Consider the following 20,594-nt stretch of genomic DNA (forward strand, 5'->3'; position numbering starts at 1 on the left):
TCTCGCCCTCGAGGAGCGCGACGCGAATCCGGAGTATTACCCGGCCGTGTGAGTCAGCGGTCGTAGTATCTCCGGCGCGCGCAACCCAAAGCGCTGGACTGCTGCTCTATCAGATTTTTCTTGATTTACCTTTTTCGGAGGGCGTCGAGACGAGACGTGTAAAACAAAACACCCCACAAGGCCCCCCCCGCAAAAAATCAAGAACACCAGTCCCTTCGCAACGCAGAAAAAGATTGCGGCAACGTCTCAACCGACTAGCGGTATTCAAATGCTCCTGATGGCCGTACACTACACCTCAATGACTCAAAAAGCAACAGAGAATTCTGATGCCCCTTTAGGCTTCTTCCAACCCGCCGCACGTGACTTCTTACGGCGTGGCGGTGACCCGCACGCGGGGCGGCGGGGTTTCCCAGCACGCAGGCCATAGGCCGAAATCAGTTGGCGAAATTACCACCAGACCGCGCGAGATGTAACATGTCCCCGTCAGGTTGAAAGTCCTTTCCCCGGCCACAACCAGCGAAATTTTTCGATGCTCCTTTTCGGGGGAGCAATCGCCCCCCGAGCGCCCAGGTCCTCGCAGAGTATGGGCCCTCCCCCTGAGGATGTCTTCCCGTCAGGGTCGCCGCTGGCCTCAGGAGCGCCGAAAAATGTGCCACCTGCCATGATGCGATCAATTGCCAGAATCAGGTGATGCGCAGCCTGGGACTTTAACACGTACCCATGTGCTCCGGCTTCCCGCGCCGCTTCTGCCAGCCTGCTCGATTCGTACATCGTAAACAAAAGGACGCGACACGCAACATGAGACCTTGCAAGCTGAGATGCTGCCTCGATGCCACTCATGCCGGGCATTGCGATGTCCAGAATGACAACGTCAGGGCTTAATGTCTTGCCCATCTCCACGGCATCGGCGCCGTTGCCGGCTTCGCCACACACTTTCCATTCGGGCCTGAACTGCCGGATCATATCGCGAATACCCTTGCGCACGATCTCATGGTCATCCGCGATAAGGACCGTCCACTCCATTGCTAACCTTTCCGGCGCGTAATCTCCGCGCCAAGCCTGACCTCCTGACCCGAAATCATGCCGCGAGATCCCTGGCAGGCCGTTAAAAAGCCGGTCCCGTGGCAGAGGGAGTTTTCAACAACTTCTAAACCGGGAGCCTGGCGCCGATGATGGTTCCCTGCCCATCGGAATTCAGTGTCAGTTCGCCACCAAGGTGATAGACGCGCTCCTTGATGCTTCGCAACCCCACGCCGAGCTTGCCCGGAGAATCATGACGAAAAGCCTCCAGAACGTCCTGGGGGATGCCTCTGCCCTGATCTCTGACCTCCATCCACATCGAGCCATCCTTCTTCCGTAAGCTAACGCAAACTGTCTTGCTCCCGGAGTGCCGCCCAACATTGGCCAGACATTCCTGAAGGATTCGATAAATCACGACTTCAACGCTGCGCGGCAGCCTGTCGAAACCGGATAAGTCGTAAGTCGTGGCGATCCCGCTACGGTCCATGAATCCGTCCAGGAGCCACGGGATGGCGAGCGCCAATCCACACTCTTCCAGCATCGGAGGAGACAATTGATAGGAGGTGGCCCTTATTTCTTTCAAGGCTTCTTCCGCCAATTGGACAAGGTCAGGGAGCCTTTGTTGGACCGTCTCGATGGGGACCCGCCCGGATTTCAGCGATTCCAGATGCATTTTCAGCATGGCCAGATACTGGCCGGCGCCATCGTGCAGGTCCCTGCCAATTCGCTGCCGTTCTTCGTCCTGGGCGCGAAGGATCTGGGCAGAAAGCTCGCGCAAACTTTGCTGAGATGCCTGGAGCGCGCGCTCTTTTTGCACGCGGTCAGTGAGGTCCCGCGTGATCTTCAGAAATGCTATCAGGCGTGACTGGGGGTCCGTCAGGGCGGTGATCACCACATCAGCCCAGAAACGCGAGCCATCCTTGCGGAGCCGCCAGCCTTCCCTTTCAAAGCGGCCGTCTCTGGCGGCGATGCGGAGCACTTCTTCCGGCACGCCGGATTTTATATCTTCCGGTGTGTAGAAAACGGAGAAGTGGCGGCCGATAATCTCACTGGCTTGATACCCTTTGATCCTTTCCGCGCCCTGGTTCCAGCTCACGATGTTTCCCCGCGTATCCAGCATGAAAATCGCGTAGTCCTTGACCGATTCCACCACCAGGCGGAACTGCTCCTCGACGTGCCATCGTGTGTCATGGCCTCGCTCGTCGAGAATGCCAGATGGTTGCCCAATCCGAGAGGGAGATTCAATCACGTCTCACCCAGGCCCTTGTTTTTGAGGATTTCAAAATATAGTGACGTTTTCGCGTAGCGCCGGTCCCGCCAAGCGGGACCGGCCTCGATAAAAGCTGCCGAGACGGCGGCGCTACAAAAACGACGTCACTAGATTATGCAATCTTCCCTAGATTGCCCTGCCCTGTATGCTGTTTCGCCAGCCCCGGTCGGGATTCCGTGAATTTTCAAGCTAACACGGCCGGTCCCCTGCCGAAAGCACATTATTCAGGCCCGCTGCTCACCACAACATCAGTCATCCGGCTTAACGGGAATGCCGGCCATGTGAATGCGGGAAGAGGTCCGACGGGCCGGTCAAAAAAGCCTCCGGGCGGCGGGAGGCTGCCAGGATGTTGGAGCTTATGATTTTTAAATCGAGGACTCAACACTGTGACTTAACGTTGGGGTCCATCCTCGCCCTCATGCCTCGGCTGGGCCTCGGTTGGACCCGCACCATCCTGGAACGCACGCTCTTTTCGTGCCGGCGCTGGTTGACGCCTGTGATTACAGTGAACGAAAACGGCGTCCTCGAACGCCTACCTAATTCAGGCTCCCTACCGAAGGCGCAAGACCAGCGGCTTCTCCCATGCGATTGATCACGAAGAAAGGAGTGCCCTGGTTGGCTTCGGCGATAAATTCAGCCGCCGTCCGCCAGCTTGGGCTGTGAGTTTCACCCTCGAGGATGATGACCAGGTGAAAGATCTCATGTTCAAGATAGAGGAGCATTTCAACAAAATTGCTGCATACCTTCACCGCACAACCGGTAGACGTAAGCAATTTGCTCCACCTTTCGGCTTCCGCGGAATCTTCGCACATGAACAGTACCGTGGGTTCCTTGACTGGCTTTTGGGCCTGAGTCAAAACCCTTCCATATTCGAATGATGTTGGCATACTGATTGACCTCCCTGTGGCCGGCAATTGGCGATTTCGGCCCTGGTCGCCGTTACTGCACCTCTTCACAGACCAGGTGGAACGCATGCGCGAAATCTTTAGAATCCGCCGGGTGGTGCAGATACTCCGCAGCTCCCAGCGCAAGCGCTTCGCGGCGAAAGAGTGGATCGGGTTGCTCCGCAATCACCAGGGCCAGGGCGTGCGGCTGAGCACTCTGGACGCGTTTCAGGATGTTGCGGTCTGCCTCGATCCCGCTGCTCTGGTCCACGACCACGAATGCGACGACCATCAACCGCAGAATGGCCAACGCCGCTTCGACGGTGGCCGCTGTAATGGGAACGAACCCCAGAGACAGGAAAACTCCACGATAGTGTTCGAGAAAATCGCGGTCAGTGCTGAAGACAAGAACCACACATCCTTCGGCGCTCTCTGACCTGGCCGAAGACTCCGATACTTGCGGGCCCATAATGCACCTCCGTGCTAGTTGCCTGATCTCTCTGTGCGCGGCATGAAGACATTCCGGACGGTCCAAAGCTTTGGCAATCATGCCACTGCCGTTACGGACAGTCGCACTCTCCGCGAGCGGGCATCATCCGCAGCCGTAGTAACGATATGGGCTAGCGGCCCTCCTTCAAAGGGAGGAAGAATGAAGTCAAATGCACGCCCTCCTCCGTGGACGATGTTTGGATTCGCTCCGCCTTGGAAGGCTTAATGTATCTTGCAGGGCTGCTTTTGTTCAATTCGGAAGTGTACGTACCGCCGTGCTAAGTACATTTACGCATGGGTCCAGCATGGAAGCAAAGCTGAGAGAACCACTTTCAATTTGAGCGCGTGCGGGCTGTTTCGCGGCAGGCGGCCAGGCGGCCCTCCCCCAGTCGCACCGTCCCACTGGTGTGCGCCCCAACGGCACGATGAGTGACGCAATGGTCGCACCAACCTTATATCAAGTCTTACACCCGCTCACGCAAGGGGTATTCCTGCAGTGCAACATCTGGCGTTGCAAATCCCTTGCCGACGAAGGGTCCCCGCCCATGCGGTTCGGCCAACGGAAAGGATATGAGGGACTTCCGGCAACAAAACGTCCATGAATTGCTGCACTGCCGGCCATTATTGTGAAAATTCTTCCATGTGCGTCAATTCCCGCTTGTCAACTGCATTCGATTTGGGCCTGTCGTTTCAGTGGTTTCACATCGCGTGCCTTTTGGCCCGCTGATTGCGCGCTGCAAGGCGTGCGGCGCCGGACGCACCTCCGTTGCGGGTCGAGGCAATTCTGAACTTTCTGGGCAATGGCACGCGGGCCAAAGCCAAGCCATTGGTGTGTGGCGAGCGTGACGTGACTGCTGGCCATCGCACAGGCGACTGCGGGCCGTCTGCGGCACTCGATAGGTATCGGTCCGGCCTGCTGAAGCGGTCTGAAACCTTTGGAAGCGAGGCATGTTATGAACTGGCATCAAATCGAAGGCAGTTGGAGACAATTTAAGACGCCGGTCAGGCAAAGGTGGGGCAGATTGACGGAGTCTGATCTGGAAACGATCGGTGGTCGAAAAGATGTCCTTGTCGGGAAAATCCGCGAAAGATATGGAGTGCCCAAAGAGGCTGCTGAGCGCCAGGTCTACACCTGGTTTAAGGTCGTTATGAAAGGATGACATGACAGCATGGGGCGTGCAGACGGCAGATGCTATTAACATTCGCTTGGATGGAGAGATTGCAGGGTCCGATGGGGAAATCGCTGCCGAAGTCGCCCAGACATGCAAGGCACCGGCCAATCATGGAGGCTTCAGAGGGCCGTGGAACTGGTCTGCGAGGCCGCATCGGTTGCACGAACTTGTATCCAACCTTTTTTCATTTGTAAGCCGCTTCGGCGGACTTGGCCTGTTTGCGCTGACCCTCCTCGATGCTTCTTTCCTGTTTATCCCCTTTGGACCAGATTTTCTGCTCGTTGCCATGGTGGCTCGAGAACATACGATGGCGCCTTTTTATGCTCTACTGGCGGCCGCAGGATCTGTGGCGGGATGCGCGATCATAGACCCCTTGAGCCGGAAAGAAGGAGAGAAGGGCCTGGAAAGGCTGCTATCGCGGCATCGGGTCCAATCCGTCACCAAACGAGTGAGGAAAAGCGCTCCCTGGGCCCTGTCGGTTGCATCGCTGATGCCGCCTCCCTTTCCATTCACTCCCATCATCATCGCGGCTTCGGCACTGCAATACCCTCGGAGAAAGCTGTTGACAGTTGTCGGCATCGCTCGCCTCGCACGATACATGACGGAGGCGCTGTTGGCGCTCTATTTCGGCCACCAGTTGATGGAAATTTCCAGGTCGAAGGGCGTGGAACTGGCGGTAATCATCCTCATAGTCATCTCTCTGGCGGGAAGCGTCTTAACAGCCTACAAATGGGTCGAGAAGCGAAAGAAACACGAAAAGCCGGCTTGACCCGAAACGCGGGTGAGTTCTGAGACCACTTGTGTGAACGTGGAGGTCACGCGGTCTTGGAGAATCTCGGAAGCGAATCCGTTACAATGGGCCAGCCTGGCCGCAATGTGCGCTCGAGAGAAGTTAGCAGATAGTCCTTGATTTGCATCCCTGACAAGGACATCGAAATTGCGAACAGCGTCATGGAAAAAGGCGACAGAAAATCCGCCCACAGGTTTCGCATCTGGGACCTGCTCAAGCCACACTCGAAAGCTTTTGCAATCGGATTGCTTGCAGCGGTCGGCGAAAGTGCCGCCGGACTGCTCGAGCCGTGGCCACTGAAGATCGTAATCGATAACGTGCTCCGGTCGAAATCCGGGCACGGATGGTTGAACGAATGGATTTTTTCCACTATCGGAACGGACAAGACCGCCATTCTGGAATTCGCCGTCGGCTCCCTCGCCCTTATTGCTCTTCTGGACGCCCTCTGCTCGTACGAAGAAAGCTTTCTAATGGCCAGTGTCGGCCAGTGGGTCATGCACGATCTGCGCCGGATGCTCTACTCGCACATCCACCGGCTCTCTCTTGCTTACTATGACCAGAAGCAAACTGGCGATCTGATCAGCCGGATCACCGGCGACATCGATGCCATCCGAAGTTTCATCACCACCGCCGCGCTTGGATCTTTGGTCGACGGAATAACGCTCTTCGGCATGCTCGGCGTGATGTTGTACCTGGACTGGCGATTTACCCTTATCGCCCTTTCAATTTCACCTGTCCTCTTTGTCATTGTTTATTCGTATACACGCCGGATCAAGAAAGCGTCACGGCAGGTACGCAAGAAGGAGGGTGAGATCACCTCCATCGTGCAGGAAGTCCTTTCCTCGATGCGAGTGGTCAAGGCGTTTGCACGTGAGGATTATGAGGAGCGCCGATTTGAAGCAGAAAGCCTCGAAAGTGTCGAAGCAGGATTGTGCGCGCGTAATCTGAAAGCCAGGCTTACGCCTCTGGTGGGCATCGTAGTGGCCACCGGCACGTGCCTGGTCCTATGGTTCGGAGCGCAGGCAGTCATGAGCAACAGGCTCTCGGTAGGTTCACTCATCGTTTTCATTCTGTACCTCGGCAAAATGTACAAGCCGATGCAAAACCTCTCAAAAATGACGGACACGTATTCGAGAGCTGCCGTTGGCTACGAACGCATTCGCGAAGTCCTCGAAACGGACCCCTTGATCAGGGACGTTCGCAAAGCGCGCTCTGCTCCGCGCTTCAAAGGCAAAATTGAATTTGAGGACGTCAGCTTCAATTATGTCAATGGCCCGCCGGTGCTGAAAGATCTCAGCCTTCAGATTGGACCTGGACAGGTGGCCGCTCTGGTAGGCCCGACGGGCGCTGGGAAGACCACCATCATCAGCCTTGTTGCCCGTTTTTATGAACCGGTCTCGGGAAATGTAAAGATCGATGGCCACAATATTCGGACCTTCCGCGTGAAGTCTCTGCGGAGTCAGATCAGTTTTGTTCTGCAGGAAACTCTGCTTTTTCGAGCTACGGTCTGGCAGAACATCGCTTACGGGAAGCCGGAAGCCAGGCGGGCTGAAATCCTCCGGGCTGCCGAATTGGCAAACGCGCACGAGTTTATTGAGAAACTGCCCGAAGGTTACGATACATTGATTGGCGAGCGCGGGGTGACGCTCTCGGGCGGCCAGCGTCAGCGTATTGCCATCGCGCGCGCCATTATCCGCGACACTCCGATTCTCCTTCTGGATGAGGCAAGCTCAGGGCTTGATGCAAATTCAGAGAAGCTGGTGTTCGAAGCATTAGACCGCCTGATGGAGGGGAAGACCTGTGTCGTTATCGCGCACCGGCTCTCAACCGTCCGCCGCGCTGACATTATTTATGTGGTGGACAATGGGACCATTGCAGAAAGTGGAAAACACCAGGAGCTATTGGACGCCCGCGGCCTCTACGCGAAGCTCTACGAGATCCAATTCCGCGGGGACCTGGCGGAGCCGGAGACTTCACGAAGAGGCGCACCGTAAACTTCTGGAATTCCGGTCACTGGTCATTAAGCTCTGCGATTCTCTCGAGGACAACCTTGGAATACCCTTCCACTTCTTCTGGCGTATATCCGGCGGCCCGGAATGCGTCGTCAATCTGCTCAGGCGACAACTGTGCCAGAAGATGCCCGATCCACTGGACGTCTTCTCGGGGAACATTTTTGCAAACCTGTCCCATCTGCAGCCGGACGATGTACTCCGGCAGGTTCAGGAAGAACAGGAGAGGTGGCTTTGCGGGAAGATTAAAGTCGACATAATCGGACCCAGCTTTTCCGATGAATTTTGAGCCTCTGTAGGCTTTGAGACTGCCTGCTGACTTCGTATGCATCCAGCCGCGCCCTCCGGAGCCAAAACTATCTCCCACGTCGCTGACGAGGTAGACAAGGCGACGCCCGCTATCTGAAGTTTCCGAGAGTGAATCCTCATCATAAATGGCGTTATTCTGGTTTTTCACGTCCCAGTTGTTGACGAAGGCCATCATGACTCGCAGCCCATTCAGTTGGCGGGTCCCGCTGAAGGGGTTTGACTCCCAGTTCCACTGTCCCACTTTTTTCTGGCCCTTCAAATATCGTTCCAAGCGCCCACCGCGGACCTCGCCTCCCGGTCCGATCCACTCCTGCCCCCTATGGAGATGTTCGGGCATTCCCTTTACATGGAATAGCGGCAGAAAGTAATCCTCGTCAGCCTGGTAACCAACCGCCCAGATCAGGCGTGTAGCTACGGTTTCCGGCTGGGCCTCTGGCCCCAGCTTGACCTTCCACTTTGTGCCGTCCCGGCCCCGAACAATAAATTTAGGGCTTGTCCCGTCGAGGTCTTCCTTAATAAAAGTGAAAGCGGTGTCGGGCTGGTGCTCCTTGCCGCCGGGTCCGAAAAATAGATTTCGGCGCCGAATATCTGTTGGAGGAGACCAAAGAAGGACATTTACATGCCCGGAAATAGCTTGTCCTGGCCGGGTCGCTCCCTTTCCTTTTTTCAGGGCAGCATGTAAATTTGAAACAACTGCCACGATGGCAAGAAGATAGATTAGCCGCCTTAAACCCCTCAATATCGGGACTCTGCGGATGTGAGACATTAGCACAGCACTCTCCTCGCGGACATGTCTCCCCTGACCTTTCGGGCAATCGCGATGCCAAAGCAAGCGAATGGCATCCCAATTGCTAAAGTAAGGGATTGCGGAAGCTTGCAAAACGGACAGACGCGGTATATGCAACTTACGATGAAACTGCCGCCGGAACATAGTAAGCAACGCACTGCTTGTGTTGAACCGACTCAGCATGCGAAGCTGACCTGGATACACGCTCGATGCATCATCTCTGAGTTCTAGTCCTCAAGGCGGATGATGCAGAGGATTTGCCATGATGCTGGTCGTACAGCCCGATGACGGGGTCAATGAGCTGATTAAGGGAATTGATTCCGCCAAAACGACCATAGAAATTACGATTTTCCGCTTTGACCATCGGAAGATCGAGAGTGCCTTGACTCACGCGGCAAAGCGAGGAGTCTTTGTTCACGCGCTGATCGCATCCGTCAGCAGCGGAGGCGAGAAATATCTGCGCAAGCTTGAGATGCGTCTGCTGGACCAGGGCATCACTGTGGGTCGAACTGACAACAATCTGGCGCGCTATCATAGCAAGCTGATGATTATTGACCGCCAGGTGCTCTACCTGATGGGCTTCAACGCCACCTATCTGGACATCGCCCGCAGCCGCAGCTTTGGGATTATCACGAAGAGCAAACCAATCGTTCAGGAAAGCGTCAAACTGTTTGAAGCGGATGCAAACAGACGGTCTTATGTGGCCGGACTCGAAACGCTGGTGGTGAGCCCGGCGAACGCCAGAAAGCAGCTTACTGTTTTCCTTCGCGGAGCCCGAAAGCAACTGCTGATCTACGATCCGAAAATCAGCGATATTCCCATGATCCACCTGCTCCAGCAGCGTGCGCGCGCAGGAGTGGAAGTGAAAATTATCGGAAAGGTGACTCATCACCACGAAGAGTTAACGGTCCGGAAGCTGCCAAGCATAAGGCTGCACACACGCACGATCATTCGCGATGGGCAACGGGCCTTCATCGGAAGCCAGAGTTTGCGTGGAATTGAGCTGGATGGGCGCAGGGAAGCCGGATTGATCTTCGAGGATGCCAAGGTGATTGGCGTCCTCCTCAAGACCTTTGAGAAGGACTGGGCAATGGCAACCATGGGCGCCCTTTCGAAGGAGCAGAGGAGCGTGTCCACAAGCAAGACTGCAAAACACCTGGTTAAGGTGGTTACCCAGGAGAACGCCTCCCTGGCCGAAATCATTAAAGGGTCCCTCGAAGAAGCCGTGGGCACAAATGGCGATGTTAAAGTCAAGCATAAGAAAGTCGAACGGGAAGTCAAAAAGGCAGTCAAGGCAGTAATTGATGAAACTCTTACCGACGCCATGAAGGACGTAAAGCGAAATTGAGTGGAAACCGGTCTGCCCCGGAGAGCGTAAAATTAGCCCTGAATGAGATTATCTTCCAGTTGGCCCGCGCCGGCCAATACTCTCTTCTTCAGGTCCATGCTTTTTCCGATCCGGCAAAACCGCATGTTTTGCAAATGTTATGGCAATTGCCGGGCCGGGATCCTCGGTTGTGTCCAACTACTGGAAAGCTAATTGCTGAACATTGTGTGAAGGTGCATGTCTATGCGAGGGCGAAACCGGGTCGCAGTGACGTTGGGAGCCATATTGGTTCCGGCTGTCCTGGCAACGGGTGCGGCCGCCTCCGGCCAGCATCAGCGCGTCAATCAGCAATCCGCGATCGTCGCCGACTTCCAAAAGCGAATTGAGAGCTACATGAAGCTGCATAAAGCGGCCGCGGGGCAACTGCCGGCACTTAAGTCAACAGCTTCCCAGGCGAAAATACTGGACTACCAGCATGCCCTTGCAGCCAGGATTGTAGCTGCCCGGCCCCACGCCACTCGGGGCGAAATCTTCACTCAGCCCGTCGCGGCAGAGTTCCGCCGCCTGATCCGTACTACCATGACTGGCTCGCGCGCGGGGCGGATTCGTTCCAGCCTGCAGCGTGGAGCGCCCGTCAAGTCGAACATTGAAGTCAATCATCCGTATCCTGCCGCGACTCCTGTGGAAACAACTCCTCCTTCGCTTTTGCTGAATCTGCCAAAACTTCCCACGGAATTGGAGTACCGCGTAGTTAACCACGACCTGGTTCTCCATGACGTTAAAGCAGACCTCGTGGTCGATTTTGTCCCCGAAGCGGTCCCGTAGTTCTTCAAGTTTGAGGTACTTCATGCGATTTCGTGCCTTGCTTTTGCTTATTGGCGCACTGTCTCTTAGCCGCTGCGGCATCCCGGGAGCATCTCCGAACATGCTGTCTCCCTCGGCAGAGAAGGCCGCAGGTGAGCTGGGGAGCAATCCACCAGCGCTCGCCTTTCCGCTCAAAAAGAACTCCGTCCGGTTTGCCGTCATCGGCGACAACGGGACCGGCGGACCCGACGAATACACTGTCGCCCGGGAGATGGACCGCTACCATGAATCGTTTCCATTCGATTTTGTGATCATGCTCGGGGACAACATTTACGGCGGCCACAGTCCTGCGGATCTGGAACGGAAGTTTGAGGGGCCGTACAAGCCGCTGCTGGACCAGGGAGTGAAGTTCTATGCGTCGCTGGGCAATCACGATTGGCGCAATGAACGATTTTATAAACCATTCAACATGGACGGCCGGAGCTATTATACCTTTAATAAAGGCAACGCCCGCTTTTTCGCGCTCGACAGCAATTATATGAACCCCGAGCAACTCGATTGGCTCAAACAGCAACTTCAGGCTTCATCCGCGAAATGGAAGATATGTTTCTTTCACCATCCTTTGTACTCTGACGCCAAGTATCATGGGCCCGACCTCGACTTGCGGGCCCAACTGGCGCCAATTTTTGAAAAGTATGGAGTGAATGTGGTCTTTTCAGGCCATGACCACGTCTACGAGAGGATCAAACCTCAGAACGGCACCTACTATTTTGTGGAGGGCAGCGCCGGCCAACTGCGTTACCACAACTTGCGGAGACCGTCGCCTGAAATGGCAGCCGGTTTTGATACAGATCGCACATTTATGATCGTACAGATTGCCGGCAGCGATCTTTTCCTTCAGACTATCTCACGGACAGGTAAAATAGTGGACCACGCTGAAATCACCCTGAACACCAATCTTTCCAGTCGTTAACCTGACATCCTCAGTCCGCGGTGGCCAATCAGGGGTTAGGAAGGCGTATGCTGGAGTGTGCTTCGGGAAGCGCGGCGCCGTACCGGAAGTTCCAGCAGAAGATAAATTGGGGTGATGGAGCCGGCGAAGGGAATCGAACCCCCGACCTACGGTTTACGAAACCGTTGCTCTACCGACTGAGCTACGCCGGCCGAACTGCTGCGTGGGCTGTCACATCCTTGATTACGAGGCCCGCACCGGGTACAAGCATTGCCCGACAATCGGCCGTATCAAGGGCTTGCTTTCCAAAAAGCTAGATAGGGCGCCTTCAACTCACCAACTGACGGGACCTTGCGCGCCTCGAGCTTTTGGAAGAGATCAGTCCAACCAGTCTTATCAGCCTCCCTGGTTATCCTACCCGACACGCCACAGAACGTTCAAGTGTCGTCGAAGGCCCCACGTCCTCTCCGCAGTACGCCGGGCATTCCGGGGAGGAGAATGGTGGCGCCATAAGCAAAAACGCTCACCCGACAACAGGGCCTTTGATCCCTGGATCCGCGGGTGAGCATTTTTGTTGAGAGGAGAATAGAACGGCAGACGCGCTCCGCCATCTAAACTCGGTTGGAGTGTAATTAAAATCGGCCAGTCATGTCAAGCAATATTTCGGAAAATATTTTGACAATAAGCCTAACTATTGCCATAACTTACAGCAGCAACACTTTCGCCGAAAACCCTGAAAAATTTCCTGAATTCTGCCGCAAAACTGCCATTGTCGGCGTTAAGTCCAGTTCCTGGTTTGGGTTACTGCTCTTTCAGGTTCAGCCTGATGATGGAGTCTTCATAGCCGCGGGCCCAATCCGAGTGCGGGAACCAGCGCGCTGCGATTCGGCGCGAGGCGAAAAGCAGGATCCCCGCGAGCACCGCCATGCCGACCAGAAGAAGAACCAGAAAGATGTTGCCAAGAATCAGTTTGAACATCTGCACCGCCACGGGCGTGCCCGGAGGTTTCTGGTCCCAGCTCACCTCTTCCTTGATGTTCAGCCGACCCATGAGCCGACTTGCAACCTGTTCAGACTGTGCATTCTCTACCAGCAGGACGTAGCTTGCTTCAACCTTTCCGAAGATCGCGCCCGCCCCGTTTTTCTGATTCACGCCCAGTCTCTTCTGCAATGCAGCGAATTGCGCACGGGCGATGGACCTCGTGGGGTAGCTGATGAAAAGCAGCCGGGCGGGTTGGCCCTCGGTCCGGTAGTCGGCCGCCTGCAACTCCGCCCCCATCCGGAATCCCACCAGGTCCGGGGGAACCGATGGAACAGCCCGTTGCATAGCCACGGGCCCCAGGACGTACTTGTGCGTGCCTGAAATGACCCCTTGCGCAGGCAGTGACGGCGGCAGCAGCGCATTTGTGTTGGAGGGGGCCGCTCCGGCGATCGCCACCAGCGCAGAGCGGAAATTCTCTTCCGGCATTTTGGCAGGGCGCCTGATGCGGATAAAAAAAGTGTCGCGAGCCATCAGGGCCTGCTCCGGCCCAATGACGGCAAGCTTCATGCCGGTTGCCGCCTTCATCGATTCGGTCTGGTAGAACGTGAGCAATCCGTATGCGGAGGAGGGATCCGGCGTTGTCTCGACCATGGCCTGGAGTGTCTGTTGGGCCCTTCCGTAGGTGCGAATTTCCACCTTTGTGACGCCGTATTCACGATCGACGAGCGGCTGCACTCCCCAGTCGCGCACATCGTTCAGGCTGACGTTCCGGCCCTCCTTGACCTGCCATTCCGGCAGAGAAGCCAGATTGAGCATGGTGGTGTGCTGGGCGCCTGCCAGAGCAGGAACCAGCGCCACAAAGGCCCAGAATGCCACGCTGAGGCGAGTGCCTGACTTCATCAGTCCTTAGCATATCAGATATTGATTTCGACAGTGTGACGGCCTGGCGCGCGACGCCGCCCTCGCCTTCCCAGCAAACGTCCGGCATGCCGTAGCGATGTTCTCAGTGTGTGCTCTGGGCCATCCGGACGCTTCCCAGGTTGCCGATATAGTTCTCGATGCCGTTGAAAAGTGCCTTGGCGATCTGCTCGCGATAGGCGGAACTCTTTAGCAGGCGCTCGGAATGGGGGCTCGAGAGGAAAGAGATTTCTGTGAGTATGGAGGGCATGTTGGCGCCGATGAGGACCACAAAGGGGGCCTTGCGCACGCCGCGGTTGTGAATGCCGCGCGAAACCTTGGACATGCGCTTGTAGAGGACCGTCTGGATGTTGCGAGCAAGCTCCTGCGATTCCTCAATCTTGTTGTTCAGAGCGATCTTCTGGATCAGGTCCTGCAACTGGTGTACAGATTCCTGCGAAGTTGCGTTTTCACGCGCGGCCAGTTGAAGGGCGTCGGGGTCGCTCGTAAAGTTCAGGAAGTAGGTTTCAATGCCGCGGACCCGGTGGTCGCTGCTGGCGTTTGCATGGATTGAAATAAACAAGTCCGCGCCGTCCTCGTTGGCGATGGCCGTTCTTTCTTCCAGCGGGATAAACTTGTCGGTGCTGCGCGTCATAAAGACTTCGCTGTTGGTCTCGGTCTCAATCAGCTTGCGCAGCCTGAGCCCGACATCGAGTACAAGGTCCTTTTCTTCCAGCCCGGAGGGGCCGATCGTGCCCGTATCAAAACCCCCGTGGCCCGGATCAATCACAATGCGCGCAACCTTCAGCCCCAGGGCGCGCGTGAGAGTCTGCGAGCCGCTGAGAGTGGGAGATGCCGGCTTGGCGGAGAGCGGCGCATCGTCGTGTGCGGCCCCGCGGGACGCAGCTTCCCCTGTCTTTTTCGATACCGCTGAAGCGTGCGCAGCGGGCGGCCCGTCATTCTTGGCGCTCGCAGCCATGCTGTCGTCCCGGCTGGGCCCGGCCTTCGGAATCGCAGGATGTTCGGCGCGACCTCGGAAGGCAGTCTCCGCTTCCGATTTTGCGGTTGTCTGGGCCTGATTCCCGGTGGCGGGTCCCGCGGTTGGTTTTGCCGCCGCAGACTGGCGCTCGGACACAAGCTTGATGTTCGGTTTCGCGGCCGCTTGGGCGACAGGCCCCGAGGAAGACATCGCCTTATCCATCACGGCCTGCTGGTCGTCGAACTCAATGGCGCTCGTGCTCTTCGGAGGGGCTTGCAAATCCGCTTGCCTGTCCGCGTTCACTTCCTGCCTTCCGGTAAGCGCGGTGGCCGTTTGCTTTGGATCGCCGCTTTTCTGTTCCGCCCGTGCCTTTGCAACTCGTCCTGATCCGGTGGCGGCAGGAGCGGTTTTCACCGGTCCCGGGCCGGCCTCCGCCATCTCAGGACCTGATCCGTGAATGTCAATGATCAGCCGGAAGGGGTTCGGTACCGGGAAGGCGGAAAAATTGCCGATGTCCTTGACGTCCAGCACCACCCGAGTGACATCGGGCTTGAACTGGCCCACACGGATGTCGCGCAGAAATGCTCCATTGATGGGAAGGCTTTTCTTCATCAGGTCGTGGCTCAGGTGGGTGTTAGGGAGATCGAAAACGATGCGGTCCGGGTTGGAAAGCCGCAGCGTGGTGTACTGGAACTGGCCCCGCGCCTCAATCACCACCCGGGTGTAATTTGGGCCAACCCAATTGTGAATATCGGTTACTTCAACCGGACCGCCCGAGGCATCATGGCCGGTTGTGCCGGAGGTCTCATCGCTGACGGGGCCGCCAGCCGAAGCGTCACTGGCAGACCCTTTCTGTTCCCGCGCAGACTGCGCATCGGCAATTTCCTTCAGTTTTTCCTTCGCTTCGCCTGAGTTCGAAGAGCTGGGATACTTCCCGAGGAACGCCCGGTAGGCGTCGGCCGCCTGTTCGGGACCATCGAGGCCATCGAGATAGACGTTTCCTACGGCCAGCGCGGATTCGCGCGCCATGCTGGTGCCCGGATATTGCGATGCCGTGTATTGATAGGACTTGATGGCGGAACGGAAATAATCGGGATTGTGAAACTGACGGCCCATTTCCACGTAGAGATCGCCCATGGCCTGCGCCGCCACCGGGGCCTTGGCGTAGGCGAAATCGTAAAGATAAACGTTCCGGTATTCGCGGATGATGCGCTCGTATTCCGCCGCGGTGCGCTGGCCGGCAGGTTTGGCCTGGAGCTTTTGCTGGAGTTCCACGGCGTGCAGGTAAGCCTTTTCTGCAAGCACAGTATGACGCGTGACGGCAAAGCCGGGTGCAATCCCAAGAACCAGAATCCAGGCTGACGCCACCACGACAAGCCTGAAATCAAACGCTTCTCCGGTCGCTCTTCGCTTCGGTCCGTTTTTAGCTTCCGTTGTGTCCCCCCAGGAGGGCTGAGCTGGCCGCCAGGCCGCGCCAGGCGGCGAACCCCGCCCGGCTACTCAGAATTGGTAAAGTGGATGACGCCTTGTGAATCCACATAGCGGACGATGGGCGCCATACGCGCTGCCTGCGCCGCCGTGGCCGCAGGGCCAGCGTCCTGCGACGAGTAGAGGCGCGTAATCGCCCGCACATAATGCTCGGTTTCGGGAATGGCCGGTACGCCGCCGGACCGGATGACGCGCTCCTCGCCCGCGTTGTACGCCGCCAGCGAGAGCGGCAGATTGCCCCCAAAAAGGTGCAGAAGATACTTCAGATAGCTGACGCCTCCCAGGATGTTCTGGCTGGGATCGAAAGGATTGCGCACGCCAAAGCGCTGCGCGGTGGCGGGAATCAACTGCATCAGACCCATGGCGCCTTTGGAAGAAACCGCCGAGGGGTCATAGTTGGATTCAACCCGGATCATGGCGTGGACCAGCCTGGGGTCCACCTGATAATGGCTCGAGACGCGGTCAATGATGGAGTCGATTTCTGCCGGCCTGGCGAGAAGAGGTTCGGCCGGCGTGAAAGCAGGCTGCGTGTTCTCAGGAGTTCCGTTGACGTAAACGGCCTGGCCGTCCTGGCCGGCGATGGCGGCAATCTGTCCTGCCTCGAGGGAAGCCGAACTGATCAGGAATGCAGCAAGGAGTACGCCACAGGCCGCAGCAAAGGCAGGGGTTTCGGACTTTAACCAGATTCGCATAGAGATCCTGCCTCCACACCATCGTGGAAGAGCGGAACTCATCCCCCCGCTAACCCGCTGGCACCCAGCCAGACTCTAGCTCGCTTTCCAATTTGCGGGGACGGCCTGGCACTCCACCCGCCATCTAAGCTTGACGGGCAGAACCGTCCAAAACGATTGAATTATAACGTGCTTTTGCCGCGTCAACAAGAAAAAACGGACTTTTCCGCTTTCCTAAATATCGGTACCAGGCGAAGCGCTTTCCCAATGCCCACACGCGGTTCCCACATGCAGGGCCGCCGAGCCCGCCGACGGAGCGGCTACAGAAAGGACCCGAATATCTCCGGCCCATATTCGAGTCCGCTTTTTGGCCTTCTAGTGTTTTCAACAAGATCGGTAGCTTTGTTTTTAGGTTCGTTCCGGTTCGTTTTTTCCACAGGCACGTGTTTTCAATAACTTCTCCGCTTTGTTTTCCGGTTTGTTCCGGTTTGTTTTTCGGCCATTTCTCTTTCTTTTCAACAACCTCTCCGGTTTGTTTTTCAAAAAACGTGTTTTTTTGTCCCATTTTGTCTCTTTTGGTCCCGGAAAACTCGCGGCTTGCGGGGCGTTAAGGAAGACTACCATGCTAGGCCAGTGTTTGTCAAGCAAAATCGGCGAGAGAGGCAAGAAGGCAGGAGTCAGGAGCCAGAAGTCAGCAGTCAGGGGCCAGAAGTCAGGAGCGGCGGCAGGTCAGTGACATAGAATTGCCCGATGATCGCTTCAGCGGCTGAAGCCGGCTGGATGGAGGCGCGACGAACGTCAGAGCTTAAGCACCCACCTGCTGAGGAGCCGTAACAGCAGATTCCTCTCCCGCTTTGCGGGATCGGAATGACGGGGAGCGGTACAGTTGCCCGGCCTGCGAATCGACACTCTTCAAAGCATCTTTTCCACGATGCCCGGCACCGCCTGGACAGATTCATCCAACCGGTCGGGGTTCTTGCCGCCGGCTTCGGCCAGGTCTTTGCGGCCGCCGCCGGAACCTTCCATCAGCGCCGCGGCCTGGCGCACAATCTTTCCGGCGTCGAGCCGGGCCGTTAAATCCTGGGTCACGCCCACGATGAGCGCCGCCTTGCCGTCTGCCACCGCGCCCAGAGCGATCACTCCGGAACCCAGCCTGGCGCGCAATTGGTCCACCATCTGCCGGATGGCGGGACGCGAAACGCCTTCCACGCGGGCGTAAACCACCCGCACACCCTTGATGTCGCGCGCCTGGTCCAGCAGGTCGCCAGCCTCAGCCGCCGCGCGCTTCATCTGCTGGGCGTCCAGTTGCTTGCGCAGTTTCTTTTCGGCCTCCGCGAGCTTTTGCGCCGCTTCCAGAACCTCATCAGGTCTGGCGCGCAGAGTTTCGCCCACCATCCCCAGCGTCTCATCGGCCTTACGAATGTGCTCGAGTACGCCCAGGCCGGTGATGGCCTCAATGCGGCGCGTGCCTGCTGCCACGCTGCCCTCCGAAACAATTTTGAACAGGCCGATATCGCCCGTGCGGCTGACATGCGTGCCGCCGCAAAGCTCGCGAGAAAAGCCGCCGTCGGCAATCGAGAGCACCCGCACGCGGTCGCCATACTTTTCGCCGAAAAGCGCCATGGCGCCGGTGGCCAGCGCCTGGTCAATGTCCATCAGGTCGGTGCGGACTTCCTCGTTCTTCAGGATGTGCTGGTTCACGAGGTCTTCGATGTCCAGCAGGTCCTGCTCGCCCAATTCGGCGTAGTGCGAAAAATCAAAGCGCAAGCGGTCCGGCGCTACGAGCGATCCTGCCTGCTTGACGTGCGTGCCCAGCGTGGTCCGCAGGGCCGCGTGCAGCAGGTGTGTGGCCGTGTGATTGCGACGGATGGCGTCGCGGCGCTCGACATCCACCACCGCCGTCACCACGTCGCCCACGCGCAGCGTATCGCGCGCGGTGGCCTTGTGGGCCGTCACACCGCTGACCGGACGGTAAGTGTCCGTGATGTGGGCCACTTCATGGTCGCTGTCTGAGGCAAAAAAACGCCCCGTGTCCCCCACCTGTCCGCCCGCTTCGGCATAGAAAGGCGTCTTATCTAAGATGATTTCGCCCTCGTCGCCTTTACGAAGTTCGTATTTGCTTTCACCGTTTTGAACTATGCCATAGATTTTGCAACCGGTTGACTTTGTCTGGTCGTAGCCAAGAAATTTAGAATGCAGGGCCGGCTGAATCTTGACGCCTCCTCCCGGAAGCGGATAGCTAAACATCCCGGCAGCGACCTTCTGGTACGCTGGGTCCGCGATTTGCTTGGCTGCACCTTTCCACGATGCCCGCGCCCGCTCGCGCTGCTTCTCCATTTCGGCTTCGTAGCCCTTCCAGTCGACCGTGCCCCCGGAGTCCCTGACGAGATCCTGGACGAAGTCTGGACGCAGCCCGAACGTGTCATGAACCCTGAAGAGAACGTCTCCTGGGACTACATTGCGAAACCTGAACCGTACCCCTCCTAGGATCTTCTTGTACTCCACTGCCTTCTGCCTACCTCCCGGAGCCGTCGCGCGGATCTCTTGTCCCGTATCAAGGCCGCTCGGTTCCACCTCCCAGCCCGGCATACCTTCGAGGAGCCTCCTCAGCTCCTCGATTCCGAAACCTGTCGTCTGCGCATACCGCTCCTCTTCAATCTTGATGGCCTTTGCCACGTGGTGCGCGGTTTCGGCGAGTTCGGGGTAGGCGTCCTTCATCATATCGACCACACGACTCGACATTTTATAAAGGAAGGGCTCGTTCATACCGAGTGTCTGGCCGTGGTAGAGGGCGCGGCGCATGATGAGGCGCAGGACGTAGCCGCGCCCTTCATTTGAGGGCAGCACGCCGTCAGAAATCAGGAACGTCGAAGCGCGCGCATGGTCGGCGATGATGCGCAGCGAGACGTCGGTATCGTGATTGGCCCCATATTCGATCCCGCCTTGCGGGACCAGCGCGGCGGCTTCGTCAATCAGCGGCCTGAAAACGTCAGTGTCAAAATTCGAGAGCTTGCCCTGCAGCACGGCCGTCATGCGTTCAAGCCCCGCGCCGGTGTCGATGGAAGGGCGGGGGAGCGGCGTCATCCGGCCCTGGTCATCGCGGTTGAATTGCATAAAGACCAGGTTCCAGATTTCCACGTAGCGGCCGCAATCGTCGGGGCAGGGAAATGTGCAATTTTTGTGGCCCTGATCGCTGGCCTCGGGGCCCATGTCGTAATGGATCTCGGAGCAGGGGCCGCAAGGGCCGGTCTCGCCCATCTGCCAGAAATTTTCCGTGCCATCGCGGCGGAAGATGCGCTCGCGCGGAACAATCTTCGCCCAGAGTTCTTCCGCTTCGGTGTCACTCGGGATATCGAGGTAAGGGGCGGTTTGCCCTTCGAACACTGTGACGTACAACTTCTCCTTCGGGATGGCAAATTCTTTGGTCACCAGCTCCCACGCCCAGGGAATCGCCTCGGCCTTGAAGTAGTCGCCAAAGCTGAAATTGCCCAGCATCTCGAAGAAAGTGTGGTGACGGCGGGTGCGGCCCACCTGTTCAAGGTCATTGTGCTTGCCGCCCGCGCGCACGCACTTCTGCGACGAGCAGGCGCGCAAGTAATCACGCTTCTCGCGGCCCAGGAAGACGTCCTTGAACTGGTTCATCCCGGCGTTGGTGAACAGCAGCGTGGGATCGTTTGCCGGCACCAGCGAGGAGGAGCGCACAATCCTGTGGCCGCGGCCCTCAAAGAATTTCAAAAATCGTACTCTAATTTCGTTGGAAGTCAT

General features: G+C 57.3%; 16 protein-coding genes and 1 tRNA gene. 6 read left to right on the forward strand and 11 right to left on the reverse strand.

What is annotated here, in order from left to right:
- Positions 1-483: 483 nt before the first annotated feature.
- From VFQ24_11970 to VFQ24_11985, 4 genes are all read right to left on the reverse strand, one after another.
- Positions 484-1,023: a response regulator transcription factor gene (locus VFQ24_11970; protein ID HET9179065.1), complete on the reverse strand. Its 540-nt coding sequence runs from the start codon at positions 1,021-1,023 to the stop codon at positions 484-486.
- A 124-nt stretch (positions 1,024-1,147) separates the two neighbouring features.
- On the reverse strand, positions 1,148-2,269 hold the full coding sequence (locus tag VFQ24_11975; GenBank protein ID HET9179066.1) for a PAS domain S-box protein: 1,122 nt from the start codon (positions 2,267-2,269) through the stop codon (positions 1,148-1,150).
- Positions 2,270-2,826: 557 nt separating this feature from the next.
- The gene (locus tag VFQ24_11980) at positions 2,827-3,177 is read right to left on the reverse strand and encodes a hypothetical protein (GenBank protein HET9179067.1); all 351 of its coding nucleotides are present in this window, start codon (positions 3,175-3,177) and stop codon (positions 2,827-2,829) included.
- A 52-nt stretch (positions 3,178-3,229) separates the two neighbouring features.
- A complete protein-coding gene (locus VFQ24_11985; protein ID HET9179068.1) occupies positions 3,230-3,643 on the reverse strand; it encodes a hypothetical protein in 414 nt (137 codons plus the stop codon).
- 973 nt (positions 3,644-4,616) lie between these two features.
- On the opposite strand from VFQ24_11985, the gene VFQ24_11990 reads away from it, so the two are divergent.
- From VFQ24_11990 to VFQ24_12000, 3 genes are all read left to right on the forward strand, one after another.
- Positions 4,617-4,823 (forward strand): CsbD family protein, encoded by a 207-nt coding sequence (locus VFQ24_11990; GenBank protein ID HET9179069.1) that lies wholly within the window; start codon positions 4,617-4,619, stop codon positions 4,821-4,823.
- 169 nt (positions 4,824-4,992) lie between these two features.
- The gene (locus tag VFQ24_11995; GenBank protein HET9179070.1) at positions 4,993-5,604 is read left to right on the forward strand and encodes a VTT domain-containing protein; all 612 of its coding nucleotides are present in this window, start codon (positions 4,993-4,995) and stop codon (positions 5,602-5,604) included.
- A gap of 137 nt (positions 5,605-5,741) precedes the next feature.
- Positions 5,742-7,619: an ABC transporter ATP-binding protein gene (locus VFQ24_12000; protein ID HET9179071.1), complete on the forward strand. Its 1,878-nt coding sequence runs from the start codon at positions 5,742-5,744 to the stop codon at positions 7,617-7,619.
- A 16-nt stretch (positions 7,620-7,635) separates the two neighbouring features.
- Here VFQ24_12000 and VFQ24_12005 read toward each other — a convergent pair whose 3' ends face one another.
- On the reverse strand, positions 7,636-8,709 hold the full coding sequence (locus VFQ24_12005) for a hypothetical protein (GenBank protein ID HET9179072.1): 1,074 nt from the start codon (positions 8,707-8,709) through the stop codon (positions 7,636-7,638).
- A gap of 283 nt (positions 8,710-8,992) precedes the next feature.
- Here VFQ24_12005 and VFQ24_12010 point away from each other — a divergent pair, with 283 nt between their 5' ends.
- The 3 genes from VFQ24_12010 to VFQ24_12020 all read left to right on the forward strand — a co-directional run bounded on the left by VFQ24_12010 (position 8,993) and on the right by VFQ24_12020 (position 11,834).
- On the forward strand, positions 8,993-10,078 hold the full coding sequence (locus VFQ24_12010; protein ID HET9179073.1) for a phospholipase D-like domain-containing protein: 1,086 nt from the start codon (positions 8,993-8,995) through the stop codon (positions 10,076-10,078).
- 222 nt (positions 10,079-10,300) lie between these two features.
- Complete coding sequence (locus VFQ24_12015; protein HET9179074.1) at positions 10,301-10,882, forward strand: hypothetical protein; 582 nt, start codon at positions 10,301-10,303, stop codon at positions 10,880-10,882.
- Positions 10,883-10,904: 22 nt separating this feature from the next.
- Positions 10,905-11,834: a metallophosphoesterase gene (locus VFQ24_12020; GenBank protein HET9179075.1), complete on the forward strand. Its 930-nt coding sequence runs from the start codon at positions 10,905-10,907 to the stop codon at positions 11,832-11,834.
- Between the two features lie 115 nt (positions 11,835-11,949).
- Here VFQ24_12020 and VFQ24_12025 read toward each other — a convergent pair.
- The 6 genes from VFQ24_12025 to alaS form a co-directional block, all read right to left on the reverse strand.
- Positions 11,950-12,025 (reverse strand) — tRNA-Thr (locus VFQ24_12025).
- Between the two features lie 589 nt (positions 12,026-12,614).
- Entirely contained in the window at positions 12,615-13,694 is a 1,080-nt protein-coding gene (locus VFQ24_12030; GenBank protein HET9179076.1) for a DUF6599 family protein, read from the reverse strand.
- Between the two features lie 103 nt (positions 13,695-13,797).
- Complete coding sequence (locus tag VFQ24_12035; protein HET9179077.1) at positions 13,798-16,041, reverse strand: N-acetylmuramoyl-L-alanine amidase; 2,244 nt, start codon at positions 16,039-16,041, stop codon at positions 13,798-13,800.
- Positions 16,042-16,166: 125 nt separating this feature from the next.
- Positions 16,167-16,850 (reverse strand): lytic transglycosylase domain-containing protein, encoded by a 684-nt coding sequence (locus tag VFQ24_12040; GenBank protein HET9179078.1) that lies wholly within the window; start codon positions 16,848-16,850, stop codon positions 16,167-16,169.
- 124 nt (positions 16,851-16,974) lie between these two features.
- Entirely contained in the window at positions 16,975-17,394 is a 420-nt protein-coding gene (locus VFQ24_12045; protein HET9179079.1) for a hypothetical protein, read from the reverse strand.
- Between the two features lie 347 nt (positions 17,395-17,741).
- Positions 17,742-20,594 (reverse strand): alanine--tRNA ligase, encoded by a 2,853-nt coding sequence (gene alaS / locus VFQ24_12050; GenBank protein HET9179080.1) that lies wholly within the window; start codon positions 20,592-20,594, stop codon positions 17,742-17,744.

The sequence above is a fragment of the Terriglobia bacterium genome, from assembly GCA_035712365.1.
Taxonomy (GTDB): Bacteria; Acidobacteriota; Terriglobia; order UBA7540; family UBA7540; genus SCRD01.